Origin of the sequence: Pseudomonas sp. MPDS (assembly GCF_013283895.1) — a bacterium.
Classification (GTDB): Bacteria; Pseudomonadota; Gammaproteobacteria; order Pseudomonadales; family Pseudomonadaceae; genus Aquipseudomonas; species Aquipseudomonas rhizophila.
In genome coordinates this window covers 3,320,056-3,342,454 of the sequence record NZ_CP054128.1, presented here as the reverse complement: position 1 = coordinate 3,342,454, position 22,399 = coordinate 3,320,056, and the positions used below count along the sequence as shown (strand labels likewise).

At 59.8% G+C, this 22,399-nt stretch carries 14 protein-coding genes; 9 read left to right on the top strand and 5 right to left on the bottom strand.

Features of this window, described 5'->3' with window-relative positions:
* Positions 1-53 precede the first annotated feature (53 nt).
* The gene (locus HQ912_RS14675; protein ID WP_047226423.1) at positions 54-1,046 is read left to right on the top strand and encodes a LacI family DNA-binding transcriptional regulator; all 993 of its coding nucleotides are present in this window, start codon (positions 54-56) and stop codon (positions 1,044-1,046) included.
* 57 nt (positions 1,047-1,103) lie between these two features.
* On the opposite strand, the gene HQ912_RS14670 is transcribed toward HQ912_RS14675, so the two are convergent.
* The 5 genes from HQ912_RS14670 to HQ912_RS14650 all read right to left on the bottom strand — a co-directional run bounded on the left by HQ912_RS14670 (position 1,104) and on the right by HQ912_RS14650 (position 9,731).
* Complete coding sequence (locus HQ912_RS14670) at positions 1,104-4,580, bottom strand: M10 family metallopeptidase C-terminal domain-containing protein (RefSeq protein ID WP_107322462.1); 3,477 nt, start codon at positions 4,578-4,580, stop codon at positions 1,104-1,106.
* A 109-nt stretch (positions 4,581-4,689) separates the two neighbouring features.
* Positions 4,690-6,018: a TolC family outer membrane protein gene (locus tag HQ912_RS14665; RefSeq protein WP_047229091.1), complete on the bottom strand. Its 1,329-nt coding sequence runs from the start codon at positions 6,016-6,018 to the stop codon at positions 4,690-4,692.
* A 1-nt stretch (position 6,019) separates the two neighbouring features.
* On the bottom strand, positions 6,020-7,339 hold the full coding sequence (locus tag HQ912_RS14660) for an HlyD family type I secretion periplasmic adaptor subunit (protein WP_076384617.1): 1,320 nt from the start codon (positions 7,337-7,339) through the stop codon (positions 6,020-6,022).
* An 18-nt stretch (positions 7,340-7,357) separates the two neighbouring features.
* Positions 7,358-9,073, bottom strand: coding sequence for a type I secretion system permease/ATPase (locus tag HQ912_RS14655; RefSeq protein WP_047229093.1), 1,716 nt, complete (start codon positions 9,071-9,073; stop codon positions 7,358-7,360).
* A gap of 232 nt (positions 9,074-9,305) precedes the next feature.
* Positions 9,306-9,731, bottom strand: coding sequence for a VOC family protein (locus HQ912_RS14650; RefSeq protein ID WP_076384613.1), 426 nt, complete (start codon positions 9,729-9,731; stop codon positions 9,306-9,308).
* A 102-nt stretch (positions 9,732-9,833) separates the two neighbouring features.
* Here HQ912_RS14650 and HQ912_RS14645 point away from each other — a divergent pair, with 102 nt between their 5' ends.
* The 8 genes from HQ912_RS14645 to HQ912_RS14610 all read left to right on the top strand — a co-directional run bounded on the left by HQ912_RS14645 (position 9,834) and on the right by HQ912_RS14610 (position 22,378).
* Positions 9,834-10,709: a LysR family transcriptional regulator gene (locus HQ912_RS14645; RefSeq protein WP_047229095.1), complete on the top strand. Its 876-nt coding sequence runs from the start codon at positions 9,834-9,836 to the stop codon at positions 10,707-10,709.
* Positions 10,710-10,873: 164 nt separating this feature from the next.
* Positions 10,874-11,638 (top strand): substrate-binding periplasmic protein, encoded by a 765-nt coding sequence (locus tag HQ912_RS14640; RefSeq protein WP_107323274.1) that lies wholly within the window; start codon positions 10,874-10,876, stop codon positions 11,636-11,638.
* A 208-nt stretch (positions 11,639-11,846) separates the two neighbouring features.
* Entirely contained in the window at positions 11,847-13,100 is a 1,254-nt protein-coding gene (gene mexE / locus HQ912_RS14635; RefSeq protein ID WP_076384609.1) for a multidrug efflux RND transporter periplasmic adaptor subunit MexE, read from the top strand.
* Positions 13,101-13,115: 15 nt separating this feature from the next.
* On the top strand, positions 13,116-16,295 hold the full coding sequence (locus tag HQ912_RS14630; RefSeq protein ID WP_047229097.1) for an efflux RND transporter permease subunit: 3,180 nt from the start codon (positions 13,116-13,118) through the stop codon (positions 16,293-16,295).
* A complete protein-coding gene (locus HQ912_RS14625; protein ID WP_047229098.1) occupies positions 16,292-17,713 on the top strand; it encodes an efflux transporter outer membrane subunit in 1,422 nt (473 codons plus the stop codon). The genes HQ912_RS14630 and HQ912_RS14625 overlap by 4 nt, the downstream gene beginning before the upstream one ends.
* A gap of 286 nt (positions 17,714-17,999) precedes the next feature.
* Positions 18,000-19,055, top strand: a complete 1,056-nt coding sequence (locus tag HQ912_RS14620; RefSeq protein WP_173406943.1) for a HEAT repeat domain-containing protein — start codon at positions 18,000-18,002, stop codon at positions 19,053-19,055.
* Between the two features lie 153 nt (positions 19,056-19,208).
* Positions 19,209-20,711, top strand: a complete 1,503-nt coding sequence (locus tag HQ912_RS14615) for an ATPase domain-containing protein (RefSeq protein ID WP_160892396.1) — start codon at positions 19,209-19,211, stop codon at positions 20,709-20,711.
* Positions 20,708-22,378 (top strand): ATP-binding protein, encoded by a 1,671-nt coding sequence (locus tag HQ912_RS14610; protein WP_047229101.1) that lies wholly within the window; start codon positions 20,708-20,710, stop codon positions 22,376-22,378. The genes HQ912_RS14615 and HQ912_RS14610 overlap by 4 nt, the downstream gene beginning before the upstream one ends.
* Positions 22,379-22,399 lie beyond the last annotated feature (21 nt).

The following is a 22,399-nucleotide window of genomic DNA, read 5'->3' as shown; positions in this document are numbered from 1 at the left end:
AAGCCCGGAGCCTGTGTCATGATTCGGCGTCAACCTGACTGGCCGCACCTCGCATGACTTCAGTGAAAGACGTTGCACAGCTGGCCGGCGTGTCCCTGATGACGGTTTCTCGAGCGCTCAACAATCCGGAAAAACTGAGCCCCGAAACCCTTCAGCGGGTGCGTCGCGCCATTGACGAACTGCAATTCGTACCGAGCCTTTCGGCGCGCAGGATGCGCGGGGACAATCTCCAGGCGCGAACCATCGGTGTGTTCGCACTGGATACCGCGACCACACCTTTCGCAGTCGAGCTGCTGCTGTCCATCGAGCAGACCGCGCAGCAAGCCGGTTGGAATGTGTTTATCCTCAACCTGTTGAGCAACCCGCCCACCGAGCAGAACATCGACCTGATGATGTCGCACCGTCCCGACGGGTTGATCTTCAGTGCCATGGGATTGCGCCAGGTGAGCATCCCCGAGCGCCTGAAAAGCAAACCCCTGGTACTCGCCAATTGCCTGGCCGATGACACTCGCCTGGTCAGCTATGTGCCCGACGATGAAACGGGGCAGCATCGAGCGGTGCATCACGCCTTGAGCCAAGGCTATCGGCGCCCTCTGTGTATCAATCTGCCAAAACAGAGCCTTGCCTGGAGCCTGCGACAAGAAGGGTTGCAACGTGCCTGCCAGGCCTTTGGGCTGGCGCCGGAAGCACTTCTGCAATACGACCTTTCCGATCACGATGCCTACGGTGAAACCGCAGCCATTCTCGACCGGCACATCATCGAGGGGCGACCGCAGTTCGACATTCTGATCTGCGGCAACGACCGTATCGCCTTCTGTGCCTATCAGTTGTTGTTGGGCCGTGGCCTGAAGATTCCCAGCGATGTTGCGGTGCTCGGCTATGACAACATGATCGGCATCGCCGAGCTGTTCATTCCGCCACTGACCACGGTCCAACTGCCGTACTACGAGATCGGTCGCAGGGCTGCCCGGCACCTGATCGAGAACCTCGAGGTGTCGGGCGCCCAGCCGGTAGATTGCCCATTGGTAGTCAGGGCGTCGCTGTAAGCCGAGTCTGTATTGGGCACGCTCTGAGCTGTCTCAAAGCGTCCGGACACTGCTTTATCAAGCAATCAGATCGTTGGCACTGAAGGTATTGACGCCCAGTAGCTGGATTTCGAAATCCGCATCCAGATTGTCGTTGATGTTGCCGTAAAGCACCTGATCGACGAAGCGCAATTGCCCCGCGCTCGTGAAGTCGTTCGAGTCGATGAAGCTGAACCCGTTGATTGGCATGGTCAGGAAATCGGCAGCCAGTTTCGATAGGTCAATCTTATCGCCCAGAATGCTGCTGAAGTCGGTAATGACGTCGCGAGCGCTTCCCTTACCCAGTTCATCCAACGCACTGAAAACAAATCGATCGGCTCCAGTGCCGCCAGTGAGCGTGTCACTGCCAATGCCGCCGATCAGCGTGTCATCGCCTGCGCCGCCGTTGAGTTTATCGTTGCCAGCTCCACCGTTCAGCACGTTGTTGCCGGTGTTGCCGTTCAGCACGTTGCCCAGGGCGTTGCCGGTACCATTGAGGTGGGTGCTGCCGACCAGGGTGAGGTTTTCCAGGTTAGCACCCAGGCTCCAACTCACCGAGGAGCGCACGGTATCGATCTCGCTAACCGTGGTGCTGGTTTCGATGACGATGTCCCTGAGGTTGTCGACCACATAAGTGTCATTGCCGGTGCCGCCGATCAGCGTGTCGATACCGCTGCCACCGTCCAGGGTGTCGTTACCTGCTCCGCCGTTCAGCACATTGTTGCCAACGTTGCCAATCAGCACGTTACCCAATGTGTTGCCGTTGCCATTGAGGTGGGTGCTGCCGATCAGGGTGAGGTTTTCCAGGTTGGCACCCAGGGACCAGCTCACCGAGGAGCGCACGGTATCAATCTCGCTAACCGTTGTGCTGGTTTCGCGGACGATGTCCCTGAGGTTGTCGACCACGTAAGTGTCCTTGCCCGTGCCACCGATCAGCGTGTCGATACCACTGCCACCGTCCAGGGTGTCGTTACCTGCTCCACCGTTCAGCACATTGTTGCCGACGTTGCCAATCAGCACGTTACCCAATGTGTTGCCGGTGCCATTGAGGTGGGTACTGCCGATCAGGGTGAGGTTTTCCAGGTTGGCACCCAGGGACCAGCTCACCGAGGAGCGTACGGTATCGATTTCGCTGGCCAGGGTGCTGGTTTCGCGGACGACATCCCTGAGGTTGTCGACCACGTAGGTGTCGTTGCCGGTGCCACCGATCAGCGTGTCGATGCCCCTGCCACCGTCCAGTGTGTCGTTTCCTGCGCCACCGTTCAGCACATTGTTGCCTGCATTGCCGATCAGCACATTGCGCAGGGCATTGCCGGTGCCACTGAGGTGAGCAGTGCCTATCAGGGCGAGGTTTTCCAGATTGGCGCCCAGGGTCCAGCTCACCGAGGAGCGCACGGTATCGATTTCACTGGCTAGCGTGCTGGTTTCGCGGACGACATCCCTGAGGTTGTCGACCACGTAGGTGTCGTTGCCGGTGCCGCCGATCAGCGTGTCGATACCAGTGCCACCGTTCAGCAGATTGTTGCCGACGTTGCCCATCAGCACGTTGTTCAGGGCGTTGCCGGAGCCACTGAGGTGGGCAGTGCCTATCAGGGCGAGGTTTTCCAGATTGGCCCCCAGAGACCAGCTCACCGAGGAGCGCACCGTATCGATTTCACGGGCCAGGGTGCTGGTCTCACGAACGATGTCCCTGAGGTTGTCGACCACGTAGGTGTCATTGCCGGTGCCGCCGATCAGCGTGTCGATACCACTGCCACCGTCCAGTGTGTCGTTGCCTGCTCCTGCGTTGAGCACGTTATTGCCCGCATTACCCGTCAGGACGTTACGCAGGGCATTACCGGTGCCGCTGAGGTGAGCAGCGCCGGTCAGGGCAAGGTTTTCCAGATTAGCGCCCAGGGTCCAGCTCACCGAGGAGCGCACCGTATCGATTTCACTGGCCAGGGTGCTGGTCTCACGAACAATGTCCCTGAGGTTGTCGACCACGTAGGTGTCATTGCCGGTACCACCGATCAGCGTGTCGATCCCCCCGCCGCCGTTCAGCAGGTTGCTGCCGGCGTTACCGACCAGTACGTTGCCCAGCGTGTTGCCGGTGCCATTGAGTGAGGCTGACCCGATCAGCGTGAGGTTTTCCAGATTGCTGCCCAGGGTCCAGTTCACCGAGGAACGCACCGTATCCACTTCGCTGACCAGGGTGCTGGTTTCGCTGATCAGGTCACTGATGTTATCGACCACGTAGGTGTCGTTGCCAGTGCCACCGATCAGCGTGTCGATACCACTGCCACCATCCAGGGTGTCGCTGCCCGCCCCTCCTGAAAGGGTGTTGGCGCCAGCGTTACCGGTGATGCGGTTGTTCAGCGCGTTGCCGGTACCGTCGAGGTTGCCGGTGCCGCTCAGTGTCAGGTTCTCAAGGTTGCTGCCAAGAATGTAGTTGATTGATGAAACAACGCTGTCGATTCCGCTATTGAGGGCACTGCTTTCCTGAACCACGTCACCGCTGTTGTCGACGACGTAAGTATCGTTACCCGCCCCGCCGATCATCAAGTCCTTGCCGGCACGGCCATTCAGCAGGTTGTTTAGTGCGTTACCAATGAGCGTGTCGTCATTGGCCGAGCCGACTGCGTTTTCAATTTTTGCGCCATAGGCGATCGCCAGCCCGTCGTTGAACGCCGCCTGGGTGTCTAGGTCGATGAACGCTTGCCCTATTTTGCTGAACTGGCCTTCATTCAGATTGATGCGCACCGCTGCGAGCTGATTGGTGGCATCGATAGTGTCATTGCCGCCTGCGTCCCAAATCGTTTCGAAAACCGATTGGTCTGCCGCCCAACTGTATGTGTTGTTGCCGGTCTGCCACTGAGTGTTGGCCCCATAGAGACTCTGGATGGCGGCAATGTCCAGCAGCATGGGCGTGGTTGGCTCATAGGAATAAGCACTGTCGTAACTCATGATGGTATAGCGGACATCATCGAACTGAGGCGCCAGTACCGTGGGGTTTGACAGGCTTTGCGAGAACGGGTGCTTGAGGCCCAGAGCATGGCCGATCTCATGCATAAAAGTCAGATAGTCGTACGTACCTTTGACCGGAGTCGGGTCGTTCGTCACTGGCCCGATCCAGACATCACCGGCACTGGGTGTGTGAGCGGGAAAATAGCCCCAGGCAGCGGTGTCTTCGTCCATATCCAGATAGCCGCCGAAGCGCAGATCACCGACGTTGGTGGAGGACTCGCTGACCCGTGTGAATTTGAGGTTGGCGACCGAACTCCAGGTGCCGAGCGCGCTGACGATGGCGTTTTGCTGCGCTGACGTCAGGAGATAGATGGACTCATATTCACTATCACTGCTGTAATTGATGGCGAAACGTGAGTCCGCCGTGACGAAGCTATACGTCAGGGGCGTGGTAAACGTGCCGGTGCTCCACGAGTTGCCCATCCAATAGGTGCCATAAAGCAAGCTATTGACCTGCGCATTGCCGGTCAGCTTTGCGGACGAAACAAACGAGTAACCAACGGGATGGGGCATGTGAAGCTTCCTTGGGCAGTCTGTGGCCTTTCCTGGGTGCGGCCATTACAGAGGGATATTTTGCATTAGAATGAGTGGATTTAACATCATCTTGCCACTATTTTTGTCTTCAGTGAGATGACGGTGCAACGAGCCATTCGTTGACCCTGCGGATATCCTCCTCCCCCAATCTGCCGCTCCAGCGATGCAGCACCAGCAAACTGGTCACGAACTTGTATTGGGACTGATTGAAGTCGCGCCGTGCGCGAAACTCTTCCTTGATACTGTCCAGCACATCGACGGCATTCTTGACGCCGTATCCGAAGGCCTTCTCGGTGCCTATCCGTGATTTTTCGGCGGATTCCAAGGCGCGTTGTGTTGCCTTGATTCGGCTGAGCCCGGTTGTCACGCCAAGATAGGCCGTTCGGGTTTGCGTGATGACCTGACGCCGCAAGGCTTCCAGCTCTTGCTCGGCGACTTCCTTATCGTTTTCGGAGCTTGATACTCGGGCACGGGTGGAGCCGCCGCTATAGAGCGGCACCTGCAAGTCCAGAGAGGCGACGAGATTGTCCGAACGAGGCGCCAACGCGCCTTCATAGCCGATATCACTGCGTTGCGCGGTCAAGTTCAGCCCCAACCGTGGCAGATGTCCCGCCCTGGCTTCACCGATAGCGGCCTCGGCGGCGCGGATACTGTGCTCGCGGGCAAGCAGTGCCGGGTTACTGTCCAGTGCCGTCTGCACCCAATGGTCCTGCGCTTGCGCAGGTAAACTGAAGGCTGGATTGCCAGCCATGCGTTTGAGCGGCTCACGGATATCACGCCCCACCAGTTCGGACATGGCTTGACGACTCACCTCGACCTCATTGCTGGCTTCGATCTCATCCGCCCTGAGCGCATCCACACGCGCCTCAAGGTCAAGTACATCAGTCACCATCGCCATTTTGCGTGCATACAGCGCGTGGGTCCGTTTGAGGTTGCGCTCGGTCGCGTCCAGCTCGCTGCGTACCAGGGCCAATTCGTCCTCCGCCGCGAGAACCGCGAAGTAGCGCTCGGACAAATCAATGCTGGCCTGCACTTGAGTGTCATCGGACTCGTACTCGCTCTGGCGGGCCAGCTCTATGTACTTTTGGTAGCTGCGCCAGACCTGCGGATCGTAAATAACCTGATTGAGCATCATCGCCAGGCGTTTGCCGTTGTATTGGATACGATTCAAATCGTCGTCGCGCCGACTGCGGTTAACACTGCCGCTGGCATTGAGCTGTGGCAGCAGTTGACCAAAGGCCGCCCGCTCGCTGCCCTCACCACTACGGACCATCGCTTGTGCCCGTAAAATACGCGGGTCAGCCACTTGGGCTTCCTGATGCAGTTGCAACAGATCTGTGTAAGGGAGCGCCGAGCTGTCGTCAGCGAGAGCGCCAAGTGGCACGAGGGCCAGACTCATCGCGATCAGAAGCTTCATGTCAATCCTCGATCAACGAACGGGCAAACGCATTGCTGGCCGGCTGCATCAAATACTGCAACAGCGTCCGCGCGCCCGTATTAATCAGCACTTCGACCGGCATTCCCGGTACCAGAGTGAGATCGCCCAGGGCCTGACGCCCCTTGTCGGTCAGGGCCACGCGTGCCAGGTAATAAGCGGCACCGGTGTCCTTGTTGATCAGGCGATCAGCTGATATCTGCACCAGTTGCCCTTCGATGACTGGCGTGGTGCTGCTCTTGAACGCACTGAAGCGAATGTCCGCCAGTTTGCCCAGTGCGACACGGTCGATGTCCATCGGTGACAGCTGTGCTTCAACAATCAGTTCTTCGTTGGCCGGGACGATGTCCAACAGCGCAGTGCCTGGACTGACCACTGCGCCCAGCGTGTGTACGGTCATACCCATGACCATTCCCGACTCGGGCGCGAGGATATCGGTGCGTTGGTCGCGGTCCTGCAGGGTGGCCAGCCGCTCGCGCAATTCATAGACCTTGGTCTGCGCATCGCCCAGCAGACCTGCGACCTCGGTGGCAAAAGTCTTTTTCAGTTGCAGTATCTTCAACCGCGCCTCGTCGATATGAACCCGCGCTCGCGCGCTTTCGGAGCGGCTTTCAGCAATTTCGGCCTGCAGCCGAGAAAGACTTCGCTCTTGCTCGCGCAGACGCTGCTTGTCCACGTAGCCTTCGGCGAGCAATGCACGCAAGTCGACAATCTCTTCTTCATAGGAAACGGCGAGCATCTGTTTGCTGGCGATGACGGCCTTGAATCCGCGGATCTGTTCTTCGATTTGTCCGATGGACTTCTCCAGCAAGCCGATTTCGCCCAGCAACGAGGTCCGTCGGGTCTGGAAGATCCGCCCTTCACTGTCGCGAGCCTCGCGCACTCGGGGATCATTGGGATCCAGCGTAGGCACGAGCGGTGGCTCGGGCAGCGCATCACGTTCAGCCACCAATCGGGCCTGGAGTTCGAGCGCGGCGATCAACTGGCTACGCATGGCTTCCATTTCCGAACGCGCCTGGGTGTTGTCGAGTACCAACAACACATCGCCGGCTTTCACCAGGTCACCGTCATGCACGCGCAGTTCGCGCACAATGCCGCCCTCAAGATGTTGTACGGTCTTGCGATAGCTCTTGACGGTTACCACACCCGGCGCGAGCGCAGCACTGTCGAGCGGAGCCAGGGTAGCCCAGCCGCCAAACAGGCCAAAGGTGACCAGCAGCATCAAGTAGCCGATGCGCCGTACTGGTTTGTCATCGATTGGCAGCCCGGACATATCGACGGATGAGTGCTTAGTGTCTTGCATAACGTTGTTCATCCGTCCCTACGATTCAACCGCGGCAGCCTGGTGGGCCGTCGGCGTCGCGCCCTGTAGCCGTGCCAGGACCTTGTCGCGCGGCCCGAACAGACTCAGCTCGCCGTGATTGAGAACCAGCAGTTTGTCCACCTGCGCCAACACCCCGGAACGATGGGTAATGACAAACACCGTGGCCCGATTCTGCCGCAGTTTCTGCAGCGCTTCGGCGAGCATTTTTTCTCCAGCGTCATCCAGATTGGAGTTCGGCTCGTCAAGTACCACCAGACGCGGCTCGCCGTACAAGGCGCGGGCCAGCCCGATGCGTTGCCGCTGGCCGCCAGAGAGTCCACCGCCATTGGCGCCAATCAAGGTGTCGTAGCCATCGGGCAGTTGCAGCACCAGGTCATGTACACCGGCCATGCGCGCGGCGGCGACCACTGCAGGCGCATTCACCGGGCCGAAGCGTGAGATATTCTGGCTGATGCTGCCCTCGAACAGTTCTATGTCCTGGGGCAAATAGCCGATGTACTGGCCCAGTTCGTCCCGACGCCATTGGCTGATGTCTGCACCGTCCAGGCGCACGGTTCCGGCCAGGTTTGGCCAGATCCCCAGCAACGCCCTGGCCAGGGTCGACTTTCCTGCGCCGCTGGGACCAATGATCCCCACCACTTCACCAGCGGCCACCTGGAAGTCCACGCCGCGAATAATCGGCTTGCGATTGTCCGGGGACCCCACTGAAAGCCCCTCGACGCGAATCGCCCCTTCAGGTGCGGGCAACGACATGCGCTCAGGCTCGGCGGCGATCTTGACCAGCAACTCGTGTAATCGGGCATATTGCGAGCGTGCGCCAAGAAAGCCTTTCCAGACGCCGATCAACTGATCGATAGGCGCCAGGGCGCGCCCCAGTAAAATGGACCCGGCTATCATCAGTCCGGGCGAAATCTCATGATTGATCGTCAAGTAGGCGCCCAGGCCCAACATCAGCGACTGAACAATCTGGCGGAACGTCCTGGACATCGCCATCATGGTCGCGGCGCGGTCGCTGGCCAGGCTTTGCAAGGTCAGGACCTTATGGATTTGCCCGTTCCAGTGCTGACGCAGACTTGCAAGCATGCCCATGGATTCGACCACTTCGGCATTGCGCAGGCTCTTGTTAGTGAAGGTGGTAGCCGCGATCTGCTCGCGGTTGGCCGCCTGCAACGGTGCATGAGTGAGCTTCTCGTTGATGAAAGCCAACGCCCCTAGCATCACCGCACTCACGACCCCCATCCACCCGTACCAGGGATGAAAAATGAACATCACCGCCAGGTAGATCGGAATCCACGGAGCATCGAAAAAGGCAAACAAGCCGTTACCGGTCAGAAACTGGCGCAAGGCGTTCAGGTCGCTCAACGGCTGGGCGGTGGCATTCATGCCGTTGGTGTTGAGTGCCCGCTTGAAACTGGCGTCGAACAGACGCTGGCCCAGCAGCGTGTCCAGGCGAGTACTGATTCGTACCATAATCCGCGAACGAACCCACTCCAGGCCGCCCATCGTGATCATCAACAGCAACATGATCAGCGTGAGCATCAATAAAGTCGACTGGCTGGCGCTTCCTACTGCACGGTCATACACCTGCAACATGTAGAACGATGGAACCAGCATCAGCAAATTGACGAAAAAACTGAAAAAACCGACGCAAAGAAAACTGCCTTTGCATAGGGCAAGGGCACCTTCCAGCTCGGTCCTGGGGTGGGCTGACATGATTCTTACCTGAGGCCCGCTGATGGGCAGACCTGCGAAAACCTAGTGGGTACAGGCGCACATACGCCTTGAGTATTGGGGGCGACCCCCTCTGAAGCGCTTGCGCAATCAGGATCTACGCGCGCTGTATCGGCATGTGTGTGCGGTTCTGAAGGGTACCCTCAAAGGATCGCCATCGCCTGTTCTTACATCTTTGTCGCCCCACCTCTGCGCCTGCCCACCTCTGGCTGGACTACTTTGCGAACAACTGGCTCATATCCTTGAACGCCTTGAATTCAAGCGCGTTACCGCAAGGGTCGAACAGGAACATCGTCGCCTGCTCACCCACCTGCCCCTTGAAGCGAATGTAGGGTTCAATCACAAACTGGGTACCGAAGGATTTCAAGCGTTCGGCCAGTGCTTCCCATTCCTCCCAGCCCAAAATGATGCCGAAATGAGGAACAGGTACGTCATGGCCGTCCACCGGGTTGCTGTGAACGCTTTCCTGGGCCGCGGTTTTTGGCTGCTCATGGATCACCAACTGGTGGCCGTAAAAGTTGAAATCGACCCAGTGGGCGCTGGAGCGCCCCTCTTGCAGTCCAAACACTTCACCATAAAAGGTGCGTGCGCCAGCGAGGTCGTAAACCGGGATTGCCAAGTGGAAGGGAGAGAGGTTCATCAGGACTCCTTTTTTGTGCTTTTTGGGTGAGGCCATCGTAGAGCGGCGCTACAGGCGGAAAAATCAATATATATTGCTTAGAAACACAATTAATATTTGTGAATGATTAAAGAACTCAAGACGCTCCTCGCCGTCGCACGGGAAGGCACTTTCGCTGCGGCCGGGAACAGGATCGGCCTCACACAGGCCGCCGTGAGCGCGCAAATCCAGCGTCTGGAGGCGCAGCTTGGCTTCGAAATATTCGACAGGAAAGGACGCTCGGCGCACCTCAACCGCAAGGGGCACCAAGTGCTCTTGCAGGCACAAGAGTTGCTGCGCCTCTACGACAATCTGGGCTGTGGCACCGCCGAACTTGCGACCAATGTCCTGGTGAACATCGGCGCCATTGCGTCCGTTCAGCGTTCCTATTTGCCGGACGCTTTGGCCAGGTTCCATCAGCAATGCCCTCAGTGCCGTACTCGGGTGCTGCCGGGGCTGTCGATGGAGCTGGTCAATCTGGTGGACGCTGGCGAAATCGACATGGCGGCCATCATCCGTCCGCCCTTCTCGCTTCAGAGCGACCTGCGCTGGACGACCCTGACACTTGAGCCGTATCGATTGATCGTTGCCCGCGAAGTGCCGGGGGAAGATTGGGCGACACTCCTTTCCAGCCTTCCATTCATTCGATATGACCGTGCTTCATTCGGTGGCCGGCAGGTGGATCGTTTCCTGCGGCAAATGCATTTCACCGTGCGCGAGGTGTGTGAACTGGATGAGCTGGAGGCCATCATCAAGCTGGTTGAAAACGGTGTGGGAGTGGCATTGGTCCCGCAAACATCGGCCCATGACTGGCCGGCGGGTGTCAGAGCCCTGGACCTTGGTCAGCACACCTTCCATCGGGATATCGGACTGGTGCATCGGTCGGGACAAAGCCTCACCGAACCGGTGCGGACTTTGGCTCAACTGATTGCCGAACAAGCCAGTACCGGTTCTGAGTAAAAAAGCTTTTGTCGACCGAATGATCTATACCTTCAGATACACGCAGTCAGGCCGACAGCGTTGATAGGCAATAATAAAAAAGCCGTGGTGAACATCGCAGGATGATGTTTCTGGCGCCGTGGGTTTGGAATGGCGCATCACTTTCAATGCCTGAAGTATCGATCATGAGCCGGATCAAACGCGTATTGGAAGGCCGTACCAAAGCACTCTCGCGCCTATGCCTGGTGCTGCCGACGCTGATTGTCTGTAGCGCCTACGCCGCACCTTTGACGATTGAACTGCACATTCTGGACGCGCCGCCGTTGACGTTTGTCGATGACCCCAAGGGGCACGGAATTGTCGGCGATGTTGCCGTAGCGGCCATGACCAAGGCCGGGTATACCGTGCAGTTCCATATCCTTCCTTGGGCCCGCTCACAGAAACACGTCAGCGAACAGCGCAATCACCTGATCGCGCCCCTGTCGCGCACGCCGGAACGCGAGGATCGCTTTACCTGGATCGCGTCGGTCATGCCCATGGAACGCGCCTTCTTCACCCTCGACCGGCAAGTGAGCAGTTTCGCCGAAGCCCGGCAAACCTACCGCAAGATCGGCGTCGGCCTGGGAAGTGCGCAGCAGGAGATCCTGCGCACCGAAGGGTTCAGCGATGAGCAGATCTACCCGCTGGTCATTGGCGACAACCCCGCCCAGATGCTCTTGATGGGACGTATCGACGCTTGGTTCAACGGCGTCCCTGAGAGTCGGTATATCTGGCCCAAGGTGTCCAAGCGCGAACTGCTCATGAGCCCGGTCAATAGCAGTGCCGATCTCTATCTGGCCTGCTCCAAACGGTGCTCCCCGAAAATGGTCAAGAAGCTGCGGGCGGCCGTTGAAAGCCTTCGCGCCAGCGGCGAAATCCAGCGCATCCATGACCGCTATCTGCCGCAGTAGCGTTCTTCACGCAGGTAATTCGGTGCATCTGGCAACCTGAAGGGACATCAACGCAATTGATAGCCGCCTAACGAAAGCCCTCAGCTAGAGCGCTGGGCGATGTCTTATATCATTCCGAATGATAGTTACCTTTGCTTCATTCGATTCGTGCCTCACCGCCTCCCCACGCATCATCCGCCCATCTCAATACTCTTGGCGGATGCTATCCATGGAATATTCACTTTCAAAATTGCGCTTTCCCCTGGCACTGATGGCGGTGCTGGTGATGAGTGCATGCGGCAAGACCCCAGATACGGCGGCTTCCATGCCGGCGGCCAAAGTCAGTGTGGCCAAGGTGCTGGAGCAGCCGGTCAACGAGTGGGACGAATTCACCGGGCGCCTCGAGGCACCTGAAACCGTTGAGATCCGACCCCGCGTTTCAGGACAGATCGATAACGTAGCGTTCACCGAAGGCGCTCTGGTCAAGAAAGGCGACCTGTTGTTCCAGATCGATCCGCGTCCCTTCCAGGCTGAAGTGCGTCGCCTCGAAGCCCAGTTGTCCCAGGCCCGAGCGACGGCTACCCGTAGCGAGAACGAAGCCAAGCGTGGCGAGCGCCTGCGCTTGAGCAATGCCATTTCCGCCGAGCTGGCAGATTCGCGTACCAGTGCTGCCCAGGAAGCCCGCGCTGCCGCTGCGGCGATCCAGGCACAACTGGACCTGGCCAAACTGAACCTGAGCTTCACCCGGGTCACTTCGCCTATCAGCGGTCGCGTCAGCCGGGCGGACATCACCGCCGGCAACCTGGTGACCGCCGATGTCACGCCGCTCACCAGCGTGGTGTCCACCGACAAGGTCTACGCCTACTTCGATGCCGACGAGCGCGTCTTCCTCAAGTACACCCGCCTCGCCCGCGAAGGCCAGCGTGGTCAGGCCACTCCGGTCTACATGGGCCTGTCCAACGAGGAAGGTAATCCGCACCTGGGCCATATGAATTTCATCGACAACCAGGTCAATCCACAGACCGGTACCATTCGTGGTCGCGCGGTGTTCGACAACAAGGATGGCGCCTACACCCCTGGGCTGTATGCCCGGCTGAAACTGGTGGGCAGCGGCACTTACTCGGCCGTGCTGATCAACGACGAAGCCGTCGGCACCGACCTTGGCAAGAAATTCGTGCTGGTGATGGACGCCGACAATAAGCCGGCCTACCGCGCTGTCGAGCTGGGACCGAAGATCGAAGGCCTGCGCATCGTGCGCAACGGCTTGAGCAAGGACGACACCATCATCGTCAAGGGCCTGCAACGCGCTCGCCCCGGTACACCAGTCACGCCTGAAACCGTGCCGATGGCCAGCGAAGAAACCATTGCCGCCCTGGCACAACAACGAAAAGCGCTCGAAGCCAGCAACCTGCCCCAAGTCGCGCCTGCCAAGGCTGCTTCCGGATCGGCAGGCAAACTGGCCGCAGCGACCCCACGCGGTTAAGGGACTGAACTCAAGATGAAATTTTCCCAGTTCTTCATTTCGCGGCCGATCTTCGCAGCGGTGCTTTCGCTGCTGATCCTGATCGCCGGCGCCATCTCACTGTTCCAGTTGCCGATCAGCGAATACCCGGAAGTCGTGCCGCCGACCGTGGTCGTGCGCGCCAACTTCCCGGGCGCCAACCCCAAGGTCATCGGCGAAACCGTAGCCGCTCCCCTGGAGCAAGCCATCACCGGCGTCGAGAACATGCTGTACATGTCCTCGCAATCCACCGCAGATGGCAAGATCACCCTCACCATCACCTTCGCGCTGGGCACCGACCTGGACAACGCCCAGGTGCAGGTGCAGAACCGCGTCACGCGGACTGAACCCAAGTTGCCGGAAGAAGTCACCCGGATCGGCATCACGGTGGACAAGGCATCGCCCGACCTGACCATGGTTGTGCACTTGACCTCGCCGGACCAGCGCTACGACATGCTTTACCTGTCCAACTATGCCCTGCTCAACATCAAGGATGAGCTGGCGCGCCTGGGCGGTGTGGGTGATGTGCAGCTATTCGGCATGGGGGACTATTCCCTGCGGGTCTGGCTTGACCCGAACAAGACTGCTTCGCGTAACCTGACCGCCACCGACGTGGTCACCGCCATCCGCGAACAGAACCGTCAGGTCGCCGCCGGTGCCCTGGGCGCGCCTCCGGCACCCAATGCCCAGGCATTCCAGCTCTCGATCAACACCCAGGGGCGCCTGGTGAATGAGGAAGAGTTCGAAAACATCATTATCCGTTCCGGCGAGGACGGTGAAATTACCCGCCTCAAAGACATCGCACGAGTGGAGTTGGGCTCCAGTCAATACGCCCTGCGCTCATTGCTCGACAACCAGCCGGCGGTGGCGATCCCGATCTTCCAGCGCCCCGGCTCCAACGCCATCCAGATTTCCAACGATGTTCGCGCCAAGATGGACGAACTCAAGCAGAACTTCCCGGCGGGAATGGATTACAGCATCGTCTATGACCCGACGATCTTCGTGCGCGGCTCCATCGAGGCGGTGGTTCACACCCTCTTCGAAGCGCTGATCCTCGTGGTACTGGTGGTGATCCTGTTCCTGCAGACCTGGCGCGCCTCGATCATTCCGCTGGTGGCCGTGCCGGTGTCGCTTATCGGTACGTTTGCCGTGATGCATCTGTTCGGCTTCTCGCTGAACGCGCTCTCGCTGTTCGGGCTGGTACTGGCGATCGGTATCGTGGTGGACGACGCCATCGTGGTGGTGGAGAACGTCGAACGCAACATCGGCTTGGGACTGACTCCGGTGGAAGCCACCAAACGCGCCATGGGCGAAGTGACCGGCCCGATCATCGCTACCGCCCTGGTGTTGTGCGCGGTATTCGTACCGGCGGCGTTCATCAGTGGCTTGACCGGGCAGTTCTATAAGCAGTTTGCTTTGACCATTGCCATTTCCACGGTGATCTCGGCATTCAACTCCCTGACCCTGTCGCCAGCCCTGGCCGCAGTGCTGCTCAAGAGTCATGACGCGCCCAAGGACCGTTTTTCCAGGTTCCTGGACAAGATATTCGGTGGCTGGCTGTTCCGTCCGTTCAACCGCTTCTTCGACCGTGCCAGTCACAGCTACGTGGGCACAGTTGGCCGCGTGATCCGCAGCAGCGGCATCGCCCTGCTGGTGTACGCAGGCCTGATGGTGCTGACGTTCTTCGGGTTCTCCAACACCCCGACCGGTTTCGTACCCGGCCAGGACAAGCAATACCTGGTGGCCTTTGCCCAACTGCCGGATGCCGCGAGCCTGGACCGCACCGAAGACGTGATCAAGCGTATGTCGGACATGGCCCTCAAGCAGCCGGGCGTCGAAAGCGCCGTGGCCTTCCCTGGCCTGTCGATCAACGGCTTCACCAATAGTCCGAACGCCGGCATCGTGTTCGTCACCCTCAAGCCCTTCGACGAGCGCAAGGACCCCAGCATGTCTGCCGGGGCCATTGCCGGGGCCTTGAACGGCCAGTACTCGGAAATCCAGGAAGCCTACATGGCGATCTTCCCGCCGCCGCCGGTACAGGGCCTGGGCACGATCGGTGGTTTCCGTCTGCAAATCGAAGACCGGGGCAACCTGGGCTACGACGAGCTGTACAAAGAAACCATGAACATCATCACCAAGAGCCACAACGTGCCGGAACTGGCCGGGCTGTTCACCAGCTACACGGTGAACGTGCCGCAGGTCGATGCCGCCATCGATCGTGAAAAAGCCAAGACCCACGGCGTGGCCGTCAGTGACATCTTCGACACCCTGCAGATCTACCTGGGCTCGCTGTATGCCAACGACTTCAACCGCTTTGGCCGCACCTATCAGGTCAACGTTCAGGCCGAGCAACAGTTCCGCCTGGAGTCGGACCAGATTGGCCAGCTCAAGGTGCGCAACAACCGTGGCGAGATGATCCCGCTGGCGACCTTCATCAAGGTCAGCGACACCTCGGGACCTGACCGCGTAATGCACTACAACGGCTTCATCACTGCGGAAATCAACGGTGCCGCTGCCCCGGGCTACAGTTCCGGCCAGGCTGAAAAAGCCATCGAGAAACTGCTCAAGGACGAATTGCCCAACGGCATGACTTACGAGTGGACCGACCTGACGTACCAGCAGATTCTCTCGGGCAATACCGCGCTGTTCGTGTTCCCGCTCTGTGTCCTGCTGGCGTTCCTGGTGCTGGCGGCACAGTACGAAAGCTGGAGCTTGCCGCTGGCGGTGATCCTGATCGTACCGATGACCCTGCTGTCGGCCATTACCGGGGTAATTCTTTCCGGCGGCGACAACAACATCTTTACCCAGATCGGATTGATCGTACTGGTGGGGCTTGCCTGTAAGAACGCCATTCTGATCGTTGAGTTCGCCAAGGATAAACAGCTCGAGGGCATGAACCCCCTGGCTGCGGTGCTGGAGGCCTGCCGCCTGCGTCTGCGGCCGATCCTGATGACCTCCTTCGCGTTCATCATGGGCGTGGTGCCGTTGGTCTTCTCCAGCGGTGCAGGTGCTGAAATGCGCCATGCCATGGGTGTCGCGGTGTTCTCGGGCATGCTCGGGGTGACCTTCTTCGGTCTGCTGCTCACGCCAGTGTTCTATGTACTGATCCGCAACTTCGTCGAGCGCAGCGAGGCCCGCAAAGCGGCCCGGGCGTTGAAACTGGAGGCGCAACAATGAGTTTGAAAGTGTTTGTGCCGAGCCTGCTGGTACTGGCCTTGAGTGCTTGCGCCGTAGGCCCGGACTACAAGGCACCGCAAACGGAGGCGGCGAACATCACCACCGCCACCGACGGTGCCGCCGGCCAGAAGAATTTCGACCGTGCCCGTTTCGAAGGGATCTGGTGGCAGCAGTTCGAAGACCCGACGCTCAACGCGCTGGTCACCCGTTCCCTGGAGGGCAACCGCGAGTTACGCGTGGCGTTCGCCCGTTTGCGAGCGGCCCGAGCGATACGCGACGACGCCAGCAATGACGTCATGCCGACCATCACCAGCCGCGCCAGCAGCAACCTGGGCAAAGGCCAGATTCCGGGGCAGACCACCGACCGGGTCAGCACCGAACGCTATGACCTTGGCCTGGACATGGCCTGGGAGCTGGATCTGTTCGGACGCATCCAGCGCAACCTGGAAGCCACCGATGCCGATCAGCAGGCGGTCGAAGCCGATCTCTACCAGTTGCAGGTGACAATGATCGCCGAACTGGTGGACGCCTACGGTCAACTGCGCGGCGCCCAACTGCGGGAAAAAATCGCCCTGGCAAACCTCGAGAACCAGCAGGCGTCGCGCAAGATCACCGAAAGCCTGCGTGATGCCGGCGTCGGCGATCAGCTCGACGTGGTCCGTGCCGATGCGCGCCTGGCCTCGGTCGAAGCCAGCGTGCCGCAGTTGCAGGCCGAACAGGTACGCCAGCGCAACCGCATCGCTACCTTGCTGGGTGAGCGCCCGGACAAACTGAGTGTGGACCTGAGTCCCAAACAGCTTCCGGCCATCGCCAAGGCCCTGCCGATTGGCGATCCGGGTGAACTGTTGCAACGTCGCCCGGACATTCTCAGCGCCGAGCGCCAACTCGCTGCCGCCACTGCGCGCATTGGCGTGGCCAAGGCCGATCTGTTCCCACGGGTCAGCCTCAGCGGTTTCCTGGGCTTTACCGCCGGACGCGGTTCGCAGATCGGCTCATCGGCGGCCAATGCCTGGGCGCTGGGGCCAAGCATCACCTGGGCTGCCTTCGATTTGGGCAGTGTGCGGGCGCGTCTGCGCGGTGCCGACGCTGAGGCGGACGGCGCCTTGGCGACCTACGAACAGCAAGTGCTGCTGGCCCTGGAGGAATCGGAAAATGCCTTCAGCGACTACGGCAAGCGCCAGCAACGCCTGATTTCGCTGATCCGGCAGAGCGAATCGAGTCGAGCCGCCGCTGATCTGGCTGAAGTCCGCTATCGCGAAGGCACCGAGGATTTCCTCGTCCTGTTGGATGCCCAACGTGAGCGCCTGGCCGCCGAGGACACTCAGGCCCAGGCCGAAGTGGACCTGTATCGCGGCATTGTCGCGATCTACAAGGCCCTGGGCGGCGGCTGGCAACCGGAAGCCGTAGCCAGCAACTGACCGACCTCATTCAACCGAGCTCCTTTGGTTGGCCGCAACCAACCAAATTTTCGCCCCGCCTCCCATGTTGGACGCGGGGCTTTTTTTGCCTGCTGTAAACGCCCGGTGGGAGCGAGCCTGCTCGCGATGGCGCTGGGTCAGTCAACTCAAATGCCAACCGATATACCGCTATCGCGAGCAGGCTCGCTCCCACCGGGTTATCTGCAGATTCTTTCAAGGTTTGACTCAAGCCCGCACCTGACCGAAGCTTGCGGCATTTCACGCTTCCTGGTTATGGACTACCTGCATGCCCTCGCCTCGCCGCTATCTGTTGCTCAGCCTGTCTGTCCTGTTGGTAATCGGTCTAGTCGCAATGTGGCTACGCAGCACCACGCCGCAAATTCCCGAGGCAATCAAGCGTGGCTACAGTGAAGCCCTTGAGCACGCACGCAATGGGCAGCCAGGGGCGGCGCGGATGCTCTATCAGCAATTGGGTCGCCCGGACCTGTCGCCCAAGCGCCGGGTATGGCTGCACGCCGAGCTACCGAACTACCCAAGCCCCCAAGCCCTGAAACTGGCGGACGCGGACCTGCACAGCGAGTCGCCGGATGTGCGTCGAGCGGCCATCGGCAGCATCAGCGGGCTGGTGCCAACCGGCCAACGCAGCCTGTTGCTGGGGCCGTTGCTCGAAGATCAAGACCCAAGCGTCCGCTTCGCCGCAGTGAACGCGTTGCTGGGCCTATCGCCGGATGAGCTTGGTTTGTACTTCGGGCCCATGCAGCTTGTCATCGGCATGTGGGAGCAGATGCTTGAAGACGGTCCACCAACCGCCGAGTCCCACTATCAGCTGGCCCGGCTGCATCTGCATAACGCTGAACTGAAAAAGGCTCAGTTGGCGCTGGAACAAGTCCTGCGCCTGCAATCGAACAACCTGCCGGCGCTGGTCATGCAAATCGACGTGCTGGACAAACAGGGCCAGGCCGACGCTGCACGTCAATTGCTTGCCCAACAGTTGAAAACCCAGCCGGAGTCGGCTTATCTGCAACATGCATTGGGTCTGTGGCTGCTGCACCATGGCCAGTCGGAGTACGCGCTGCTTGGTTTGGCAAAAGCCGTGGAGCTTGAGCCCGATAACCGACATTACCGTTATGACCTGGCAACCACCCTGTATGCAGAACAGGAGCTGGAAGCAGCGCAGAAACAGTTGCAGGAAATCGTTCAGCGCTACCCGGCTGATCGCAGGGCGCGGGTGCTGCTGATCAACTACTGGAAGGAGTCCGGGCAGTTGCAGAATGTGCAGATCCTGTTGGCGCAACTGGAGCAACTCAACCCCGATGATCCGGCGCTGCAGCAAGGCCTGTAGGCGTTGCCCCGCTGCCAGAAAATTGAGCAGTACACCTCGTTTTGTCAACGAAAGCGGAACCGTGATCACGGCAAAAGGTCAAGTGTTCAGGCAGTTCATTTTCAGGCGTACTCCAGCCTGCTGCCCACTTCCCTAGTCATGAGAGGGCTTTTTTTGTCTACATCTAACGAGTTGATCAGCGCTAAAGCCGCCACCGGTATCGAAGGGCTGGATGACATCCTTTCCGGTGGCTTGTCCCGCGGCCATGTGTTCCTGCTGGAAGGGGAACCCGGGACCGGCAAGACCACGGTCGCGTTGCAATTCCTCTTGGCCGGTGCCCAGGCCGGCGAGCGTTCCTTGTACATCACCCTGTCGGAAACCGAGCGTGAGTTGCGCCAAGGCGCGGCGTCCCACGGTTGGACGATCGACGAGAACGTGCATATCTTCGAGCTGACCCCTCCTGAGAGCCTGCTCAACGCCGAGCATCAGCAAAGCCTGCTGTACTCCTCGGACCTGGAGCTGGGGGAAGCGACCCGGCAGATTTTCGAGGTGGTCGAGCGGGTCAAGCCGACCCGGGTGGTGCTCGACAGCCTGTCGGAGATCCGCCTGCTGGCGCAAAGCTCACTGCGCTATCGCCGGCAGATCCTGGCGATCAAGCATTACTTTGTGCGCTACGACGCCACGGTGCTGCTGCTTGATGACCTGACCACCGAATCCCTGGACAAGACCGTGCACAGCGTCGCCCATGGGGTGATTCGCCTGGAAGAACTGACACCCAATTATGGCGCCGAGCGGCGACGCATTCGGGTGGTCAAGTATCGCGGGCAGAAATACCGTGGCGGCTTTCACGACTTCACCATCATGGGCGACGGCATTCATGTCTTCCCACGCCTGGTGGCCGCCGAACACCGTGGACAATACCTGCGCCAGCAACTGTCCAGCGGCCTCGATGGCGTGGATGCCTTGCTGGGCGGTGGCATCGAGACAGGCTCCAGCACTTTGATCCTGGGTCCGGCCGGCACCGGCAAGTCGCTGATTTCGATGATTTTCGCTGCGGCTGCCGTGCAGCGTGGCGAAAAAGCCGCGCTGTTCATCTTCGATGAAGAGTTGGGCTTGCTGTTCGAGCGCATGAGAAACGTCGGCATCGACCTGGAAGCATTGAGACGGACCGGCAACCTGGTGATCGAGCAGGTGGACGCCGCTGAATTGTCTCCTGGCGAATTCTCCCATCGGGTACGCCGTTGCGTCGATGAAGGTAACATCAAGACGGTCGTGATCGACAGTATCAATGGCTACCAGGCCGCCATGCCGGAAGAAAACGCCTTGGTGCTGCACGTACATGAACTGCTGCTCTACCTGAACCGCAGGGGCGCTGCGACCTTCATGACCGTTGCGCAACACGGTCTGGTGGGCGATATGCAGGCCCCGGTGGACATTACCTACCTGGCCGACACGGTGATTCTGTTGCGTTATTTCGAAGCGCTGGGCAAAGTTCGTCGAGCGATCTCCATCATCAAGAAACGCACCGGTAGCCATGAATCCACTATTCGCGAATACCGCATCAGCAGCGAGGGCATGACCATCGGCGAGCCGCTGGAAGCATTCCAGGGGGTATTGCGTGGGGTGCCGAACTATATGGGAGCGGATAATCCGTTGCTCAAGGATGATCAACAGTGACGCTGGTCGAGCCCCTGTCGGAGCGGGCGTTGATCCTCGCACCGCTGGGGCGCGACAGCCAGATCGCCCTGATGATCCTGCGCGAAGCCGGCTTCGGCGGCCTTATCTGCCAGCATCTGGGCCACTTGTGCGAAGAGCTGGAGCACGGCGCCGGCCTGTTGGTGATTTCCTCCGAAGCCCTGGTCGGGCCGGAGCTGGAAACGCTGTTGTTGCATATCGAAGAGCAACCGGCCTGGTCAGACTTGCCAATCGTATTGTTGACCCACCACGGCGGGCCGGAACAGAACCCGGCGGCGCGTATCGGCACTCAGTTGGGCAACGTAACGTTCCTCGAGCGCCCTTTTCACCCAATAACCCTGGTCAGCGTGGTCACCACCGCCCTGCGGGGCCGGCGCAGGCAATATGAAGCCCGAGACCGGCTGATCGACCTGAGCAACAGCGAGCTGCGCCTGCAAACCACCCTGGAGACCCTTGAGCAACAAGTGGAAGAACGCACGGCCCAACTGCGCCACAACGAAGAGGCCTTGCGCCAGTCGCAAAAAATGGAAGCGGTCGGGCAACTCACGGGGGGGATCGCCCATGACTTCAACAACATGCTCACCGGGATCATCGGCAGCCTCGAACTGTTGCGCCGGCGCCTGGCCCGAGGCCGCACCGAGGATCTGGACAGCCTGATCGACCTGGGGGTGACATCGGCCAATCGCGCAGCCGGCCTGACGCATCGTTTGCTGGCCTTCTCCCGCCGCCAATCGCTGGACTCCAAAGCGGTGCAGATGAACACCCTGGTGCTGTCCATGGGCGAGCTGCTGCAGCGCAGCCTCAACGAGAGTATCCGGCTGGACATGGAACTGGACGACCAGCTCTGGATCGCCGAAGCCGACCCAAACCAACTGGAAAGCGCCCTACTCAACCTGGTACTCAATGCTCGGGACGCAATGCCCGACGGTGGGCAACTGGTGGTCAAGACGCTCAATCAACACCTGGATGCCGACTTCACCCAGGCTTATACCAACCTGGAGCCGGGCGATTACGTCGTGCTGAGTGTGCAGGATTCCGGTTGCGGAATGCCCGAAGCGGTCATCAATCGTGCGTTCGACCCGTTTTTCACCACCAAGCCGATCGGCCAGGGCACCGGGCTGGGCTTGTCGATGATCTATGGGTTCAGCAAGCAGTCGCGTGGTCACGTGACGATTGACAGTGAAGTCGGCAAAGGCACAACCGTGAGCCTCTATCTGCCGCGTTTCGTCGGTGAAGAGGTTCACGAACCACGGGTCGATACACAACACGCCCCGTACGCACAAGACGGTGAGACCGTGCTGATCGTCGAGGACGACCCGGCGGTGCGGGTGCTGGTCAGCGCCGTACTGAGCGAGCTGGGTTATGCCTTCGTCGAGGCAGCCGATGCTGACGGCGCGGTGCCGATCCTTCAGTCAAGCCAGCGCATCGATCTGCTGATCAGTGACGTGGGCCTGCCAGGCATGAACGGCAGGCAACTGGCGGAAATCGGCCGGCAGATCCGCCCGGACCTGCGGGTACTGTTCATCACCGGTTATGCTGAGCATGCAGCGGTGCGCGGCGGCTTCCTGGACCCGGGCATGCAGATGATCACCAAACCGTTCACCTTTGACCTGTTGACGGCCAAGGTGCGGGAGATGATCAAGGTTTGAGGCAATGCCCGGATATCAGCC